The sequence below is a fragment of the Bartonella sp. MF74HXZ genome (genome assembly GCF_042194445.1).
Classification (GTDB): Bacteria; Pseudomonadota; Alphaproteobacteria; order Rhizobiales; family Rhizobiaceae; genus Bartonella; species Bartonella grahamii.
In genome coordinates this window covers 1-15,422 of the sequence record NZ_JBHIMW010000005.1, presented here as the reverse complement: position 1 = coordinate 15,422, position 15,422 = coordinate 1, and the positions used below count along the sequence as shown (strand labels likewise).

The following is a 15,422-nucleotide window of genomic DNA, read 5'->3' as shown; positions in this document are numbered from 1 at the left end:
TTAAAAAATATCTTTATGAAGGATTTTAAATAAAATGTTATATAAAAACATAATCGATATTTTCTCCCTCTCTAGTAGTCTGTTTCCAACTAAAACAATATAGTAGTGGGGCATATTCAATATATGGACCAATGATATTGGATAGTGTTGTAAAGAATATTGTATTGTAATAAACTTGAATGATGATTTCGGTTTCATATATTTTTCCATATGAATAACGCTTTCGTCTTTTTCATATGAAGTGTTTTATGGGGCATTCGGGGACAATGGTATCATCTTTGTCTAGTGTTGTATTGGCTACGTTTCCAGAAGCGTCTTAAACAAATCAATCAAGCTATTGAAATCTTTTTAGAGGCAATAGCACAAGAGATACAAAAGATTTTAACAAAAAGCCGCTTGAAGATATGGGAGGTTCTCTCCTCCTAGCATCCCCGCCCATTTACATAACATAAAAAAGAGAAAGGTAATGAGATGATATTTGATGATGGCGATAGATATGTAACAACCCGTGAATGTGCAAAGCTTTTTAGTGTATCCACAACAACGATTCGCCATTAGGTGCTTCAAGGTGTATTTCCAAAGCCATGCAAGCTAGGGAGAGCGGTGAGGTGGAGAAAGAAAGAGATCTTAGCCTTTACTCCAAAGAAAATAAGAACAAATTAGGTAAAATTATATAAACTGTAGAAGGTGGTCTTCAAACAGATAATTAAATAAAAATCTATATGTTCTAATATGAAAAAGAGAAAATGCGGTGCCGCATGCCGGATTCGAACCAGCGACCCCATCATTACGAATGATGTGCTCTACCAACTGAGCTAATGCGGCATAGGTTTGTAAATCAATGAGACAAAACTAATTTGAGGGTAATAGCTAAAAGTACGTATAAAAGCAAGAATGCATTTTTTCAATAATTTATAAAATATGATAATAATTTGCAGGAGAAGTATGTAAAAGTCAGAGGACAGTATTCTTTGATCTTAATACTATAAATGCTTTCCAATTTACGATAGCACTCAAATTAAGAAGCTGGGAATGTAGATCCTTAGGATAGAAAATGGTGTCAAGATAACTTAGTAAAGATAAAAACTTTTTCTGATTCTTAAGAAAGAAATTTGTTGAATAAGTGATTAGGAAAATAAAGATCATTATAAACCCTTTATAATGTGCAAATAAGATGAGTAGAATTAGTTGAAAAGTTACTTCTCATTTTTAGGGGAAGAAAAAGGGGGAGGATTAATAAAATTAATCACGTTTTTTATTTAAGATGGAGTAAGAATCATGTCGGATGAAGATCGGCTGATAGAACTAGAAATAAAGCTAGCTTACCAAGAAAAATTCATTGAGGAACTTTCTCGAGTGGTAACTAATCAATGGAAAAGTTTGGATGAGATATCTAAAAAAGTTGATGTCTTAGCGAGACGATTTGCAGATTTAAAAGAACAGAGTGTTACTGAAGCTGTTATTTTACCATTTTCTCAATAGGGAGAAGGTGCTTAAAAATTCTTCTGTTGATATTCTCTTGATTTTTTTAGATGTAATAGGGTGGATATTACAATGGGAGGAAGGTGCGAAATGTTCTTTATTACAATTGCAATTATTTACAGATTAGTTTTTATTTAACGCATTTTGTTAGATTTGTAGAATAATTTTTATAAGCTTCTTCATTAATTTCAAAAAGTTCCAATTTTATAAGGAGTGCTGATATTAGAAGACGTTTTTTATATGTGATTTCTAGTACTAAAATTAAGAAAAGTTTTTGTAGAGTATAAAAAAGCATCCATAAAAATATATGAACTTCAATGTGTTAAGTTTTTTCTGTACAGAGTTTTCTATAGATGGGAGTTAGATTTATTCGCTAATTTTTTTAAATTGATACAAATGAAGCGATGTTATCGTTATCCATAGAAATCATAAGTGAGCGCGTATATTTATAATAGAGCGTTTTAATCCATTCTGATGATCAAGTTATTTTCAGTTGTTTTAATCGGGTGAGGTGCTCTAAGCGATATCCGTTGTGTATAGTACAAAAAGCTCTAGAAGTCTTTTTCAAGATTAAATATATTCTTCGTTATATGTATATGATATTTGGTGAAAAGGTTTTTGTTTTTCGTAATTTAAGATACAAAATACTATTGCTAAAGCACCAAAGATAAACCATGCTGGTAAATAAGTGAGAGTAATGCAAATTGAGGACAGAAAATCAGGCATTACCTTGCATAGAGATTGATTAAGGTGATAGACATCTGTTTGCAGAAGGTTTATTAAAATTTTATTAAAGGGGGTTGTTGTCCAATGTGATGTGATTACAGAGTGTGCGTTATCAATAACCAATGCTATAATGGTTAGTGTAACGAAAATGAAGGACATTAATTTAAATAAATAGTGGAGCATATTTTTTCTTAAAACTTCAACGGGGCATATGTATAATGCACAAAAAAATAAGGAGTTGCATTATGATAAGAAAATAAGTTTACGTTTGTTTTGTGTTTTTTGAAAAAGGTGCCTAATTTTTCGATAAAAGTTGAGGTTAGGCTCAACAAAAGTAATGAGGCATGATGTTTGAAAAAAAGCACAATGAATTGAAGCGTAGCCTTCAAAATCGCCATATTCAAATGATTGCTTTGGGTGGCGTTATTGGGACGGGACTTTTTTATGGGTCAACCGAGGCAATTCAATTAGCTGGTCCCTCAGTCATTTTGTCTTATCTTGTCGGCGGACTTATTATGTATTTCATTATGCGAATGCTTGGTGAAATGTCAGTAGAAGAACCGTCTTCAGGAGCATTTAGTTTTTTTGCTTATAAATATTGGGGGAGATTAGCTGGTTTCATAACAGGTTGGAATTATTGGTTTCTTTATATTCTTGTGAGCATGGCTGAACTTACAGTGATAGGGTTTTACCTTGATCATTGGATTTTGATTGATCACTGGAAGGCATCTTTCGTTGTTCTTTTATTTGTTACATTCATTAACTTGTTTAATGTTCGTTTTTATGGAGAATTTGAATTTGCTTGCGCTTTGATCAAAGTGGCTGCTGTTATTGGTATGATTATTTTGGGAATTTTTCTCATTGTCACTGGACTAGGGGAAAATCAAGCGAATATTCATTATCTTTGGGACCATGGCGGTTTTTTCCCTTATGGAGCAGTAGGGGTTGTTTTAGCGACTTCTGTAGTAATGTTTTCTTTTGGAGGAACAGAGCTTATTGGTATTGCTGCTGGAGAGGCATCTGATCCACAAAAAACAATTCCAGCGGCTATCCGTCAAGTTATGTGGAGGATTATAATTTTTTATATTGGTTCTATCAGCGTTATTATGATAATCAGCCCTTGGAATATGATTGGAAAAAATGGTAGTCCTTTTGTTACAATTTTCGAGACTATAGGAATTCCTGCTGCTGGTCATATTTTGAATTTTGTGGTGATTATGGCTGCTATTTCTGTTTACAATAGTGGCATTTATTCTAATGGACGTATGCTTTATAGTTTAGCTGTACAAAAAAATGCACCACATATTTTTAGTAAACTGAGTGCTGCTCGTGTTCCTTATATTGCTATCCTTTTTTCATCATTCTGTACGGTGTTGATTGTCGTTGTTAATGCTCTTGTTCCTGATAATAGTTTCATGCGGATCATGGCTCTTGCAACTGCAGCAGCAGTGATTACTTGGGCTATTATTGTTATTGTTCATTTGAAATTTCGCAATGCACATAAGAACAGAAAAGGCAACTTTACTTATGCGTTTGGTTTATATCCTTACGCTAACTATCTTTGTCTCTGCTTTCTTGCTTTATTATTTTGCATTATGTTTATCAGTGGTTTTGGGCAAAATGGATTGATGACTCGACTTTTTGATATGATAGGAATAAGCGTGCCTTTTCTTGAAACATATATTCCTGTACAGATGCCTGATATGAGTTTGGCAGTCATTATTATTCCTCTATGGTGCTTATTATTACTTTTAGGTTATAAACTGAAACGATAGAGAAAGAAGAGCTAATAAAAGGGATTGATTGGAATAAATCTTGGGGACTATAAAATTTGATGAGGTAACACAAGTTTTTGGTGATTTGTGTGTTTTAAGGAATATTACTGTACAGCTTACCGAAAAACGAATTGCTGTTATAGGTGCGAATGGTTCTGGAAAAAGTACATTTGTTCGTCTTATTAATGGACTCCAATTACCATCTCACGGTTTTGTAAGCGTTGATGGGCTTGATACCAAGCGCGATGCAAAAGCAGTAAAGCGTAAAGTTGGATTTGTATTTCAGAATCCCGATAATCAGATTGTTTTACCATTAGTTGAAGAGGACTTATCATTTGGTCTCAAAAATTTAAAGCTTAGTAAAGATGAAATTAAGGAGCGTGTAGATGAAATTTTACAGCGCTATGAACTTCAAGACTTCAGAAATCACGCTGTCCATTTATTAAGTGGTGGACAAAAACAACTCGTTGCTATTTCCGGTGTAGTTGCAATGAAACCAGACTACATTATTTTTGATGAGCCGACGACATTACTTGATTTGCGAAATAAGCATCGCGTTACGCAAGTGATAGAAGAATTACCACAAACGGCAATAGTTGTATCGCATGATTTGGAGTTTTTGAAAAAGTTTGATAGAGTGCTGGTTTTTGATAAGGGGGAGATAGCAATTGATGATGTACCTTTTGTTGCTATCAAGGAGTATATAAGAAGAATGTCATGATCGGTTTATATATTCCAAGGGATACGTTTATTCATAGGTTAAGTCCTGGAGTTAAGTTATTATTTCTTGCGGCGTGTGGAACTTTTATAATAATGGTTTCTTCCATAGCGCTTCTTGGGTTATTTTTGTTGTTGGTCATCTTATTCTATAGAGTCGCCAAGGTCCCTCTCAAAACTGCGATAAAGCAATTTAAATCGATGGGATTGCTTTTAGTTCTTCTATTTGTATTTCAAACTATTTTTAGCGGTTGGCTTACGGGGGTTGAGGTCATATTACGTCTTGTTATCCTCTTTTCTTTATCATCACTTGTTTCATTCACAACAAAAGTTTCAGATATGGTGGATGCAATTGAAGTTGGGCTTCAGCCTTTTTGCTGTTTTGGTATAAATCCATCAAAAGTGAGTATGGTTATCTCTATGGCGATCAGGTTTATTCCTCTTTTGAGTGAAAAGTTTAATGAGGTACATGAAGCACAGCAAGCACGGGGGCTTAATACTAACATTGTCGCTCTTGCGATACCTTTAATTATACGAACCATAAGAATGGCTTCAGAAGTGGCTGAAGCATTGGAAGCGCGTTCTTATGATGCTGATGCCATTGATACAGCATCTCATAATAATCAAAGTTTTTTATAGTGAAAGAAGAATCAAATGAATACAAAAGATTTAGTTTATATTGCTTTATTTGCCGCTATTTATGCTATTTTGGGCCTTTTCCCTTCTATTTATCTTCCTTTTCTTCTAGGGGTACCTATTACAGCTCAATCGATGGGACCGATGCTAGCAGGGTCTATTCTTGGGGCAAAAAGGGGTGCTTTAGCGTCACTCCTTTTTCTTGTTCTTGTTGCGATTGGATTACCTCTGTTGCCTGGTGGTCGCGGTGGGATCAGTGTCTTTTCAGGGATTGCAAGTGGTTACTTAATAGGTTTTCCATTTGCTGCATTTTTTATTGGTTTAATGGTAGAATTGTTTTGGAAGCGGTTAAATTTTATAACATTATTTGTGATAAATATTGTTGGTGGCATTGGGATAGTTTATTCTTTTGGTGTTCCATGGACAGCGTATATGACCAAAGTCTCTTTACCGAAGGTTTTAATGGCTTCATCAGGTTTTTTGATAGGCGATTGTTTAAAAGTGTTGATTGCATCCTTTGTTGCACTCGCGATTAAAAGATCTGTTCCTCTCATTCATTCAAAGCATAATAAGAACAAGCTAAAATAAATGTATTATTTTGTTATGCTGTTATTATATGATATTCATGTATCACAATAAGTTTACTGAATTTAACCATAGTAATCTATGATGTAATTAAACATTGTAGAATCTAATGTGATTTATAAATGTGATTTATATAAGTGATATTATTAAAATAAATTATTATAGTATTTTTCTCTATATCTAAGGCATTTAAAGTGTACTTTTATAAATCTGATACTTTTTATTAATTATACAACAATAACAAAAGTTTTTTCATAGTGAAGGAATAATTCAGTGAATACAAAAGATTTAGTTTATATTGCTTTATTTGCCGCTATTTACGCTGTTTTGAGTCTTTTTCCTCCTATTTATCTTCCTTTTTCGCTGGGTGTCCCTATTACAGCTCAGTCTATGGCTCCGATGTTAGCAGGCTCTATACTTGGAGCGAAAAGGGGAGCTTTAGCATCACTTCTTTTCCTTGTTCTTATTGCGATTGGGTTACCTCTATTGCCTGGTGGTCGTGGTGGAATTAGTGTTTTTTCAGGAGTTACGAGTGGTTATCTGATTAGTTTTCCATTTGCTGCATTTTTTATTGGTTTAATGGTAGAATTGTTTTGGAAGCGGTTAAATTTTATAACATTATTTGTGATAAATACTGTGGGCGGCATTGGGATAGTTTATTCTTTTGGAATACCATGGGTAGCTTATATGACTCAGGTTCCTTTGCTGACGGTTTTAATAAGTTCATTAGGTTTTTTTGCTGGTGGTTTCTTGAAAGTGCTGATTGCATCCTTTGTAGCGTTGACCATTAAAAAAATTGCTCCTCTCATTCATTCTTAAAAAGGGGTAGTTCTGTACTGAAGAACAATTTTTGCCAAATGTATGTGGATTAAAAAGTACCACGGAATACCATTCTGTTTTATTTACTTTTTATTGGTATTTTTATCTGTATAGCTCTCAAAGGTAGCCATACGAAAGTTGAATATTTCGGCACCAAAATTTATTTTTTGCTTTCAGGAGCAGACCCCTAAATAGTCAATTAATATCGTTTTATTCAACATGCTTGTAAGTTTTATTCGATTTGCATATTATATGCATAACGCCTTAGGATTATTTATTATTTTTTTATATTTTTAGTTAATTAATCACTAATTTTTAAAGTATTAAATTATATTAATTGTACAAAAACATCGATAATTCAGTGTTCATTTAAAACTCTTGATGTACATAATACCCTTATAAATGTGTTAATATAAGGTATAAAAATAAGATTTGAATGGGATGAAGCTAAAACAAAAAATAATCTTAGAAAGCACCGTGTAAGTTTTGAAATGGCTGCATGTGTTTTTTCGGACCCATTCTCCATAGCTAAACAAGATCGTATTGAAAACGGAGAGTATGGTTAGCAAGCTTTAGGGCTCATGGATGGTTTTTTTATTATTATTCGTAGCGCATACTGTCTATGACGATAAAGATGGCATAGAGGGAATCCGTATTATTTCAGCACGGCGAGCTAACTTGAAAGAAAGGAAACGTTATAAAGAAGAAAGTTCGTTATGAAATTGAGGTAGGTAACTTATCACCTTTGACAGATAAACAGAGAGTTGAAGTTGATAAACTGGCTGTAATGCCGGACAGTACAATTGATCATAGAGATATTTCGTCACTCAATGATGCGTTCTGGAAAAACGCCGTTCTCAATCCATTCTATAAACCAACGAAAACTGTTGCTAACTGTGCGTGTGGATTCAGACATGCTAGCGTGGCTTAAAAGTCAAGGAAAAGCAAAATAAACCTCATTAGCAGAATTTTTTAGACACTAATTCCTCTAACTGTTGGCAAATTTTAAGCCTATTTTACTCTGCCTGCACGGTCATCTCAAGATTGTTGTTGAAGGACAAGTAGAAGATATCACTCTGGATGGGCATAAAGTTGAGAGGAGACTTCAGGGAGAAATCACTACGGCTTTTCCAAACCTTATTGGAAAACCGACCAATCTGCGCCAGATAGAGCAAGGGCTTGATCAAATCAATCGACTTTTCTCACGCCAAGCCACCATTAATCTTGGTGCGGGGTGCAATTCGGGTGGTTCGATACTCGATGTTCATATTGAAAAACAGAAACCTTGGCTTATTACGCTTTCCAGCGATAATCTTGGCGCTAAAGCAACAGGGCTTTATCAAATGCGCTTGAGCCTTTCTTTTGATGATCTGTTAGGGATCAATGATCAATGGTCGTTTAGCTATCAGCGCTCCATGGATGGTGGTCCGTATCATTTTTCTCACAAGCGTCCCAATAGTGATACTCTAACGGGATCATTTTCTCTTCCCTATGGCTATTGGACAACAGGTTTTGATGGGACGTGGAGCCAATATCATTCAAGTGTTAAGGGAATATTTTCCGATATTATGACTGCGGGTAAGTCTTTATCGCTGACACCGTGGATTTCACGGGTTATCGACCGTGATCAAGAGGGCAAGACCTGGGTTACGGGACGGTTGACATGGGAATATTCTGATAATTTCATTATGGGCAGTCGAGTTGATGTTTCCAGTCGTAAACTAGCTATTGCAACCTTTGAGCTTGATCATTCGTGCAAGTGGCTTGGAGGAGAGTTAAGCGCGCATATAGGGTTTCATAAAGGGTTGGCAATTCTTGGCGCTTATGATGATAAAGAGCAAGAGAATGCAATAAAAAATGCTCCCAAAGGGCAATTTTACAAATTGTCTTTTTCTCTAGGCTACGTGCGTCCTTTTTCGCTTCATCAGTATAACTTTCGCTATAACACACTGTTTTCAGGACAATTATCACCCGATACGTTGTTTAGTTCAGAGCAAATGTCGCTTGGTGGTAATTCATCTGCGCGCGGGGTGCGTGAGGCGATTTATTACGGTAACAATGGGGTGTTTTGGCGCAATGAATTGTCGCTGTTGTTGCCAGGTTTTTCTTTGAGAATGGGGCGTAAATTTGTGAGCCAATTTTCCCCTTATATGGCGCTTGATCTGGGAGCCGTGGCCAATGATGTAAGCAAAAACAGTTTTGGCGGGTGTCTCGTTGGGGCAACTCTTGGTTTCCACGCAACCGGAGACATTACGGACGTTGATGTATCTTATTCGAATATTTTAACCCAATCAACAGTGCGAGAAAAGGGAAATGCGACAGGGTTATTTCAAGTGCGGGCATTATTGAGATTTTAGAGCAAAGGGCGGTAAAAAATATCGCTGCGCTGTTTACACCCATATGGGGTATTTTTTTAAAGAGATAAAGAATTTTATGAGGAGTTAAAAATGCGGGGATTGAAAGATCAAAAGCACAAATTGGGATATGGATACAAGCGAGGGCAGCGCGTTTTTTGTGTTTTGCAGCGAGGGATCCATAAGGGGCTTTCACTTGTTTTAAGTTTTTTCTTAGCTTTTCAGCCTTTGTTGTTGCAAGCACAAGCGCTTGGAGCGCGAAGTCCTGTTGCACAAGAGAGCCAAGGGATCAAAGCAGCTGACGGGGGTGGCTCTGTTTTCCGCCCCACGGTGGGAAAAGCCGGCAATGGCGTGCCGCTGATTGATATTGTTCGCCCCAATGGACAAGGTCTCTCTCATAACAAATATGACAATATTATGCAATAACTTCTATGAATTCCTCTGTAAAAGAATTATAACTAATTTGGAATGACGCTTTTGTTGGGCGGTTTTCTTTTGAAATACACTGTTAAAGCCGTCATCCTTTTTTGTTTTCAAAAATGCAAGAATTGTTAATCACTTTTAGGGGGATCATCTATGAAAACCTATACCTTAGCTGATGTTGCAGTATTAATTGATAAAGTGAATAAATATGATGATGAGATTATCAATTTTGGTAGTGAAGATGATGAAGAGAATGAAACGGATGATCTACAGATTGAAAAGGCGGAGAAAACTCTCGGCGTACAATTCACATCCTCTTACAAAGTTTTTTTAAAAAAATATGGAGGAGGAGAAATTGGTGGTGAAGAAATTTATAGCCTTTATGGAGATTGAGGGGAAGGTATTCCTGCTGGTGATATTGTTTACCAAAACTTACTCGATAGAAAACATGGTTTTGCGACACCAGAACAGCTCGTTGTGAGTTATGATCTTGATGAAACCTTTTATTTTGATTATACGCAGTTTAGGGATGGAGAATGTCCAATCTATGTCATGTTTGCGGATGAGGAGTCCGAATATTACGCCAGTAATTTTTATGAATTCCTATGCAAAAGAATTAAAGTACACGCGGGAGTTGAGATACCTGATGGTGATCAACCGATTGAAAAGATTGAGAACACTCCCACTCCGCAACCTATCCCTTTTTACAAGAGTTTTTGGAAAAAACTATGGAGGAAGGGCAATTGATAGTGAGGAAATACGGAGCGTTTATAACGCACGTTTTGAGGTTTATCCATGAACTTTTCGTTAAAAAAAATACATCGCCCTGATATTATTTATGTAGAGAAAGGTATATTAAAAGTTATTGATATAAAAACTGGTAATTCTCAATTAACAGAATGTCAAAAAGATTTTGAAATAGCGTATAAAACAGGAGATGCAAAACCTTTTGGAAAAATTATGAAACGCTATCTAGGGGAAAATAAGGAACAGCTTAATAAATACCAAGAAGATTTGAAAAAATTTGAAGGAGACGCAGAGCTTCTGAAAGAGTTTAGAGACAATTGGAGTGAAAATCAAATAAACAAAGAGTGGAATAGAATAATTCCTTATACAGTTAGCTGTTATCCGGCGGTTGGAGAAGAGTGAAACATTATGCAAACTAAAGATGCAGCAGAAATATTAAAAAGTCTGGGCTGTGAGCTCTATCGTGATGAAGTAGGCGATACATTTGCCTATTATTATCTTCCGGATCGCATTGTGGATTTGAGCTATGGTGTGAAACATGAAACGGATGGTGAAAAATTTTGGTTATTAGCTAGTCTCACAACTGCTTCTTATAGTCTTGCTTGTGAATATTCTAGGGGGCAAAAGTCACGGTATGGATATATACTCTATCCAGAAATAGGTGATTTCGGGGTTACGGTACCGGATCTTTCTGAAAGCCATATTGAAGAAGCTTTAAATAGGGTAATAGCTTGGGCCCAAGAACAAGATATTGAACAAAAATTACGTGAAGAAGCTGCAGATCATTCTCTTGTTGCAAAGGCTCTTCTCGGCGAGATAGAAGCTTTAAGGAGTTATGAGTCTACGCCCAAAATAAACGTATCAGAATTTTCTGATTATAAAATGATGACGTGGAATGAACGTCTGCTTCTTTTTGCACAGGCCTATAAAAATGGGGAATTAGACGATATTCTAACGCGCAAAAAGCCCAAACAGCGCTCGATGAGCCTTACTGCAGCAAGCCGTATTCTCAAAACGCAAGGGTGGTTTTCTACGGAACTTGGAAAGATGTGGCTCTCTTTGCCTGATCGTTTTATTCAGTTTGATTTTGGTTTTGTACGTCTTCTCGATAATTACAATGTCCGTCTTGAAGCTGAGATTTCTAACGAAGAGATTTCTGTAGCTTGCGAATATATTCACTATAGGGGAGAATATAATTGGATACGACCTACGGATATTTATCAGTCTTTTAATACGATTGGGGGAGGGATTTTTAGCGGTTTTGATAAAGGGATTGATATTTGTGTGGGAACATTAAATGATCACGAGCTTATCAAAATTTCTGAGCGGATAATACAATGGGCACGCACCCAAGACTTGCAAGCATCGATAGAAAGTAAAACACTTGTTAAAAAATATAGTTACGATATAGACATAGTCTGGCATTTAGCTTGTTTAGCATTAACAGGTAAAATTGATGTGCTGAAATCTTATCAAAATTTTCTAGAAGCTGGTACGATTTCTGAACATTTGGATGATGATGAAGTAGAAAAATATGTTAACCATGCCGTTGAATTTGCTGAAGAACATCTGAAAATCCTTAATGAGCGAGAGGCAGCAGAAGCACATCTTAGTCCACAAGTTTTGATTACTTTCAATAAAGTTGCAGAGCAATTAAAAGAAATGGGTTGGACAGTTTATCGTGATACAAACTACAATCGCAATGCTTATTTTATAAGTAAAGACCGTATCATCAATATAATGTATAACCTTCAAAGTGATGAAGAAGAGCCGATTGTTGCATTTAAGGCTTCCCTTTCAACACTTGGCTTTTCCACTGCTCATAGAGAAATTTTCTATAATATGCCTCAATATATAGCCCTCAAAGAAGCAGAAGAAGTTTATACAGTTTCTAGTACTGAATTGGATGAAGGCAAGCTAAAGGAGATTTGTACAGATATACTTGAGTGGGCTGATCGGCAAAATGTGAATCAAATCATCTATGATTATGCCGCTTTTTCCCCAGACAGTGAACTTGATCTTGTAGCGCGTCACCTTATTGCGCTTGTTTTGATTGGGGATGTTGAAAAGCTCAAATCTTATAAAGAGAATTTTAGAAAGGGAAATCCTTTAGGTTTTGTGGAAGAAATCTCAAAATATAGAATTGATAATCTCCTCACTCTTGCACGGGGTTATCGAGTAGGTTTTCCGAAAAATGCACCGATTTTGAGCTTGGATCCGCAAACAGCATCTGTTGTTTTCAAAACTATTGCTGTTGAAGTGGCAGAGGAAGTGGATGAAGCGGATGACACTGATGATCGTCTCACCATGGAAAGTGCTCATGCACTTTTAAAAAGCTTAGGCTGGACGATTGAGAGAATCAATGAAGATGACCATATGGCAAGCTATCAATTGGCTGATCGTGAAGTATATATTCTTTATAACGACGAAATTGCTAAAGATTACCCGCAATTTGATAGCGCCTTTATGATTAGCACGGGCATTCTTTCCACCGCTTGCAAATTCATTGATCCTACCCACACGGAAGATATTCCAGATATACAGCTTAATTTTGAAGCCAAGGGATTAGAAATCTTTGAACCAGAAGTCACTGCGGATCGTTTAACACAGGCGCTTGATGATGCTTTAGAATGGGCGGTAACAGACATTGACCTTTCTAAAAGACTTCGCTCTGATTATGGCACTGCTCCTTGGGAAAAAGGCGCCACGTCCAAAGCAAACGATACGGATTATGCTTTACTTCATCTTGGCGCTCTTGCTTTATTGGGTGATGTTGAGACCTTACAATCTTATCAGAAAAGCTTTACGGCAGAGGATCACCTAGGCTTTGACGAAAGCATCAACAAAACCCACCTTGAACGTGCATTAGCTTTAGCCAAAGAAGTAGCAAAGGTGGAGCAAGTGAGCTACGCTTTAATTAAACAGGTGGCAAAAGGATTTCGATAATCACTCAGAGTTTTCTAGCGAGGAATAATCTCGCTCTTGGAAGGAGAGTGTATTAAGTCTATTTAGAACAAAGAATACATTGATTATTTTGAAAAAATCGAAGGGGCTTATAAATCATGAAATGGATAAAGAAAAAAATTATGGGGGCAGCAGAGCCTGTGGAATTTAAATGTCAAAAAGTTTATCAGGAAGATGAACTGTTTGAGCCTGAAACAGTTTCTTCTTGGAAAGAAAAAGGACAGATAGTAACAGGTACAAATGTGGAAAGAATGGTATCAGGAAGAGCTCCTATTGGAGTCGATTGTAGGCCTATTATGTTACATCCTATGACACAAGAACAAGATAGTCCTCTCGCTGAAGTTCTCTACTCATTTTATCAAGACAAGAGTTTGGTTGCTCATATGAAGCCAAAGACAAATTTTATCAAAAAAGTTATTTGTTGGATTTCAAAAAAAGTCTCCTAAGCAGGAAAAAAGAAAAAGTAATTATTGCAAATATTGGAGTAATGACACTAAAAGGCGCTCTCTAAGCTTTAATGATCATCCCCTTTAATTATATCATATATTGTAAATGCGAGATGATTTTACAGACACAGATGAGAAAAGAGCTCCTTCAAGAAAATATCCCTTATGATTCTATCAATGTAATCCCAATTCCATTGGCTATGGTAGAGAAATATTGATCAGTAGAAACACTAATTATTAGTAAAAACACGCTGTGACTTATGGAGAAAAATTTATGAAAAGTTATACTTTATCGGATGTTGCACAATATATTGATATGCATAGTCATGCTATTAATTTTGGTACTAAAGATAATGCCCCTGATGATGTAAGGATTAAAACAGCTGAGAATACTCTCGATTTACAATTTACCTCTTCCTATAAGGGTTTTTTAAAAAATTATGGAGGCGGAGAAGTTGGAGGTGAAGAAATATTCAGTATTTATGAAATCTGTGCTGGTATTCCTGCTGGTGATATTGTTTACCGAAATTTGCTCGATAGAAGAGATGGCTTTACGAATCCCAAACAACTTGTTATCTGCACAACTGATTTTGGTGAAACCTTTTACTTTGATTATACTCAATTTCGGGATGGAGAATGCCCACTCTATCTTAAGTTTCCACTTGATGATCCCCAATATTACGCAAGTAATTTTTATGAATTTCTCTGTAAAAGAATTAAGGACCATGCAGGGGAAGATTCATGAAAACCTATACCTTAGCTGATGTTGCAGTATTAATTGATAAAGTGAATAAATATGATGATGAGATTATCAATTTGGGTAGTGAAGATGATGAAGAGAATGAAACAGATGATTTACAGATTGAAAAGGCGGAGAAAACTCTCGGCTTGCAATTCACATCTTCTTACAAGAGTTTTTGGAAAAAACTATGGAGGAGGGGAAAAATGAAAAAAATCTTAAAACTATTGAGCAGCATGGCTCTCTTAAGTACAGCTGGATGTCAGTTAGGCAATCCTCCCCCATCGACTTTGGTTTTATGGGAAAAGCCTAAAGCAGATCGGGCTGTAATCGAACAATCACTTTTAAAATGTGGCTGGAAACCGGTTTATGCTTCTTCTAGTGATATGAATTCGTATGCAAGTGAATTTGCTTCAGTATATGAGTGCATGAAAAAAGCAGGTTTTCGATATAAATTGCAGGATTCAAAGGGGATTTATTTTACACAACCTCCGAAAAGTGACTCGTTCCTAACCGATCTCATGATAGCTGGATATCAGCAATTTATGGACAATGATACTTTTGGTCTAAGCAATACGAGCAAGAAGGAACGGGCCATGATAACTCATTTTGAGAATGAAAGAAAACGTCAACAAACAAGAAAATCTTTGCAAAAGCGATCATCAAAGCATCCTACCCATTCTTAAAGAGTTAGTTGAACAAAAAGCACGAATGATGGAGGGAGTCAAAATAGTGCTCTTCTTTATTCAAGCGGATGAGACGTTGAATCTAATGGTTGATCAGCTCACCAACAAGGCAACAGTAGGTTTTCTTTCCACTTATTTTTTAGAGAATGTGCGTTTTGATCAGCCTCACAGAATTCTGGAAGCCGATCCGAAAAATAGAAAAGGTCTTGTGATCAATAAAGGGGCATGTTTTCGCTTTTATCATGGTGGTGAGAATGGGGGTAGGTACCTCTTTTACCGCGTTCCAGGGCGTGGAAGGATGTCTTTTGACGAAGATCTTGAAG

At 36.2% G+C, this 15,422-nt stretch carries 13 protein-coding genes, 1 tRNA gene and 4 pseudogenes; 17 read left to right on the top strand and 1 reads right to left on the bottom strand.

Annotated elements, in window-relative coordinates:
- The first annotated feature begins 471 nt into the window (after positions 1-471).
- Positions 472-663, top strand: a pseudogene (locus tag ACFIJ8_RS05520) (helix-turn-helix transcriptional regulator).
- 89 nt (positions 664-752) lie between these two features.
- Here ACFIJ8_RS05520 and ACFIJ8_RS05515 read toward each other — a convergent pair.
- Positions 753-825 (bottom strand) — tRNA-Thr (locus ACFIJ8_RS05515).
- 453 nt (positions 826-1,278) lie between these two features.
- Between ACFIJ8_RS05515 and ACFIJ8_RS05510 the strand changes: the two genes are divergently transcribed.
- From ACFIJ8_RS05510 to ACFIJ8_RS05435, 16 genes and pseudogenes are all read left to right on the top strand, one after another.
- Entirely contained in the window at positions 1,279-1,482 is a 204-nt protein-coding gene (locus ACFIJ8_RS05510; protein WP_375639177.1) for a SlyX family protein, read from the top strand.
- A gap of 1,073 nt (positions 1,483-2,555) precedes the next feature.
- Positions 2,556-3,983, top strand: coding sequence for an amino acid permease (locus ACFIJ8_RS05505; RefSeq protein ID WP_273787839.1), 1,428 nt, complete (start codon positions 2,556-2,558; stop codon positions 3,981-3,983).
- A 40-nt stretch (positions 3,984-4,023) separates the two neighbouring features.
- Positions 4,024-4,704, top strand: a complete 681-nt coding sequence (locus ACFIJ8_RS05500) for an energy-coupling factor ABC transporter ATP-binding protein (RefSeq protein WP_012754688.1) — start codon at positions 4,024-4,026, stop codon at positions 4,702-4,704.
- Positions 4,701-5,339: an energy-coupling factor transporter transmembrane component T family protein gene (locus tag ACFIJ8_RS05495; protein WP_375639176.1), complete on the top strand. Its 639-nt coding sequence runs from the start codon at positions 4,701-4,703 to the stop codon at positions 5,337-5,339. Before ACFIJ8_RS05500 ends, ACFIJ8_RS05495 begins: the two co-directional genes overlap by 4 nt.
- A gap of 15 nt (positions 5,340-5,354) precedes the next feature.
- A complete protein-coding gene (locus ACFIJ8_RS05490) occupies positions 5,355-5,924 on the top strand; it encodes a biotin transporter BioY (protein ID WP_012754690.1) in 570 nt (189 codons plus the stop codon).
- Positions 5,925-6,194: 270 nt separating this feature from the next.
- On the top strand, positions 6,195-6,740 hold the full coding sequence (locus ACFIJ8_RS05485; RefSeq protein ID WP_375639175.1) for a biotin transporter BioY: 546 nt from the start codon (positions 6,195-6,197) through the stop codon (positions 6,738-6,740).
- A gap of 491 nt (positions 6,741-7,231) precedes the next feature.
- Positions 7,232-7,306 carry a hypothetical protein gene (locus tag ACFIJ8_RS05480; protein WP_375639216.1) on the top strand — a complete coding sequence of 25 codons (75 nt, stop codon included), beginning with the start codon at positions 7,232-7,234 and terminating at the stop codon, positions 7,304-7,306.
- 429 nt (positions 7,307-7,735) lie between these two features.
- Entirely contained in the window at positions 7,736-9,097 is a 1,362-nt protein-coding gene (locus ACFIJ8_RS05475; RefSeq protein WP_375639174.1) for a ShlB/FhaC/HecB family hemolysin secretion/activation protein, read from the top strand.
- Positions 9,098-9,187: 90 nt separating this feature from the next.
- Positions 9,188-9,508, top strand: a pseudogene (locus ACFIJ8_RS05470) (hypothetical protein); the annotation flags it as partial.
- A gap of 162 nt (positions 9,509-9,670) precedes the next feature.
- Positions 9,671-10,264, top strand: a pseudogene (locus ACFIJ8_RS05465) (SMI1/KNR4 family protein).
- 48 nt (positions 10,265-10,312) lie between these two features.
- Positions 10,313-10,666, top strand: coding sequence for a hypothetical protein (locus ACFIJ8_RS05460; protein WP_026500596.1), 354 nt, complete (start codon positions 10,313-10,315; stop codon positions 10,664-10,666).
- A gap of 6 nt (positions 10,667-10,672) precedes the next feature.
- Positions 10,673-13,238: pseudogene (locus ACFIJ8_RS05455) on the top strand (DUF6990 domain-containing protein).
- A gap of 88 nt (positions 13,239-13,326) precedes the next feature.
- Entirely contained in the window at positions 13,327-13,674 is a 348-nt protein-coding gene (locus ACFIJ8_RS05450) for an HNH/ENDO VII family nuclease (protein WP_375639173.1), read from the top strand.
- A 274-nt stretch (positions 13,675-13,948) separates the two neighbouring features.
- Positions 13,949-14,419 carry an SMI1/KNR4 family protein gene (locus ACFIJ8_RS05445; protein ID WP_375628306.1) on the top strand — a complete coding sequence of 157 codons (471 nt, stop codon included), beginning with the start codon at positions 13,949-13,951 and terminating at the stop codon, positions 14,417-14,419.
- Between the two features lie 200 nt (positions 14,420-14,619).
- Positions 14,620-15,099: a hypothetical protein gene (locus ACFIJ8_RS05440; protein WP_375639215.1), complete on the top strand. Its 480-nt coding sequence runs from the start codon at positions 14,620-14,622 to the stop codon at positions 15,097-15,099.
- A 46-nt stretch (positions 15,100-15,145) separates the two neighbouring features.
- Positions 15,146-15,422: hypothetical protein (locus ACFIJ8_RS05435; protein ID WP_375639172.1), on the top strand; the 277-nt coding region annotated here is incomplete at its 3' end.

Bases quoted from the DNA above. Each gene is read 5' to 3' on its own strand.
- ACFIJ8_RS05450 (WP_375639173.1), top strand. From the start codon at position 13,327: ATGAAATGGATAAAGAAAAAAATTATGGGGGCAGCAGAGCCTGTGGAA.
- ACFIJ8_RS05440 (WP_375639215.1), top strand. From the start codon at position 14,620: ATGAAAAAAATCTTAAAACTATTGAGCAGCATGGCTCTCTTAAGTACA.
- ACFIJ8_RS05505 (WP_273787839.1), top strand. From the start codon at position 2,556: ATGTTTGAAAAAAAGCACAATGAATTGAAGCGTAGCCTTCAAAATCGC.
- ACFIJ8_RS05495 (WP_375639176.1), top strand. From the start codon at position 4,701: ATGATCGGTTTATATATTCCAAGGGATACGTTTATTCATAGGTTAAGT.
- ACFIJ8_RS05460 (WP_026500596.1), top strand. From the start codon at position 10,313: ATGAACTTTTCGTTAAAAAAAATACATCGCCCTGATATTATTTATGTA.
- ACFIJ8_RS05490 (WP_012754690.1), top strand. From the start codon at position 5,355: ATGAATACAAAAGATTTAGTTTATATTGCTTTATTTGCCGCTATTTAT.
- ACFIJ8_RS05445 (WP_375628306.1), top strand. From the start codon at position 13,949: ATGAAAAGTTATACTTTATCGGATGTTGCACAATATATTGATATGCAT.
- ACFIJ8_RS05510 (WP_375639177.1), top strand. From the start codon at position 1,279: ATGTCGGATGAAGATCGGCTGATAGAACTAGAAATAAAGCTAGCTTAC.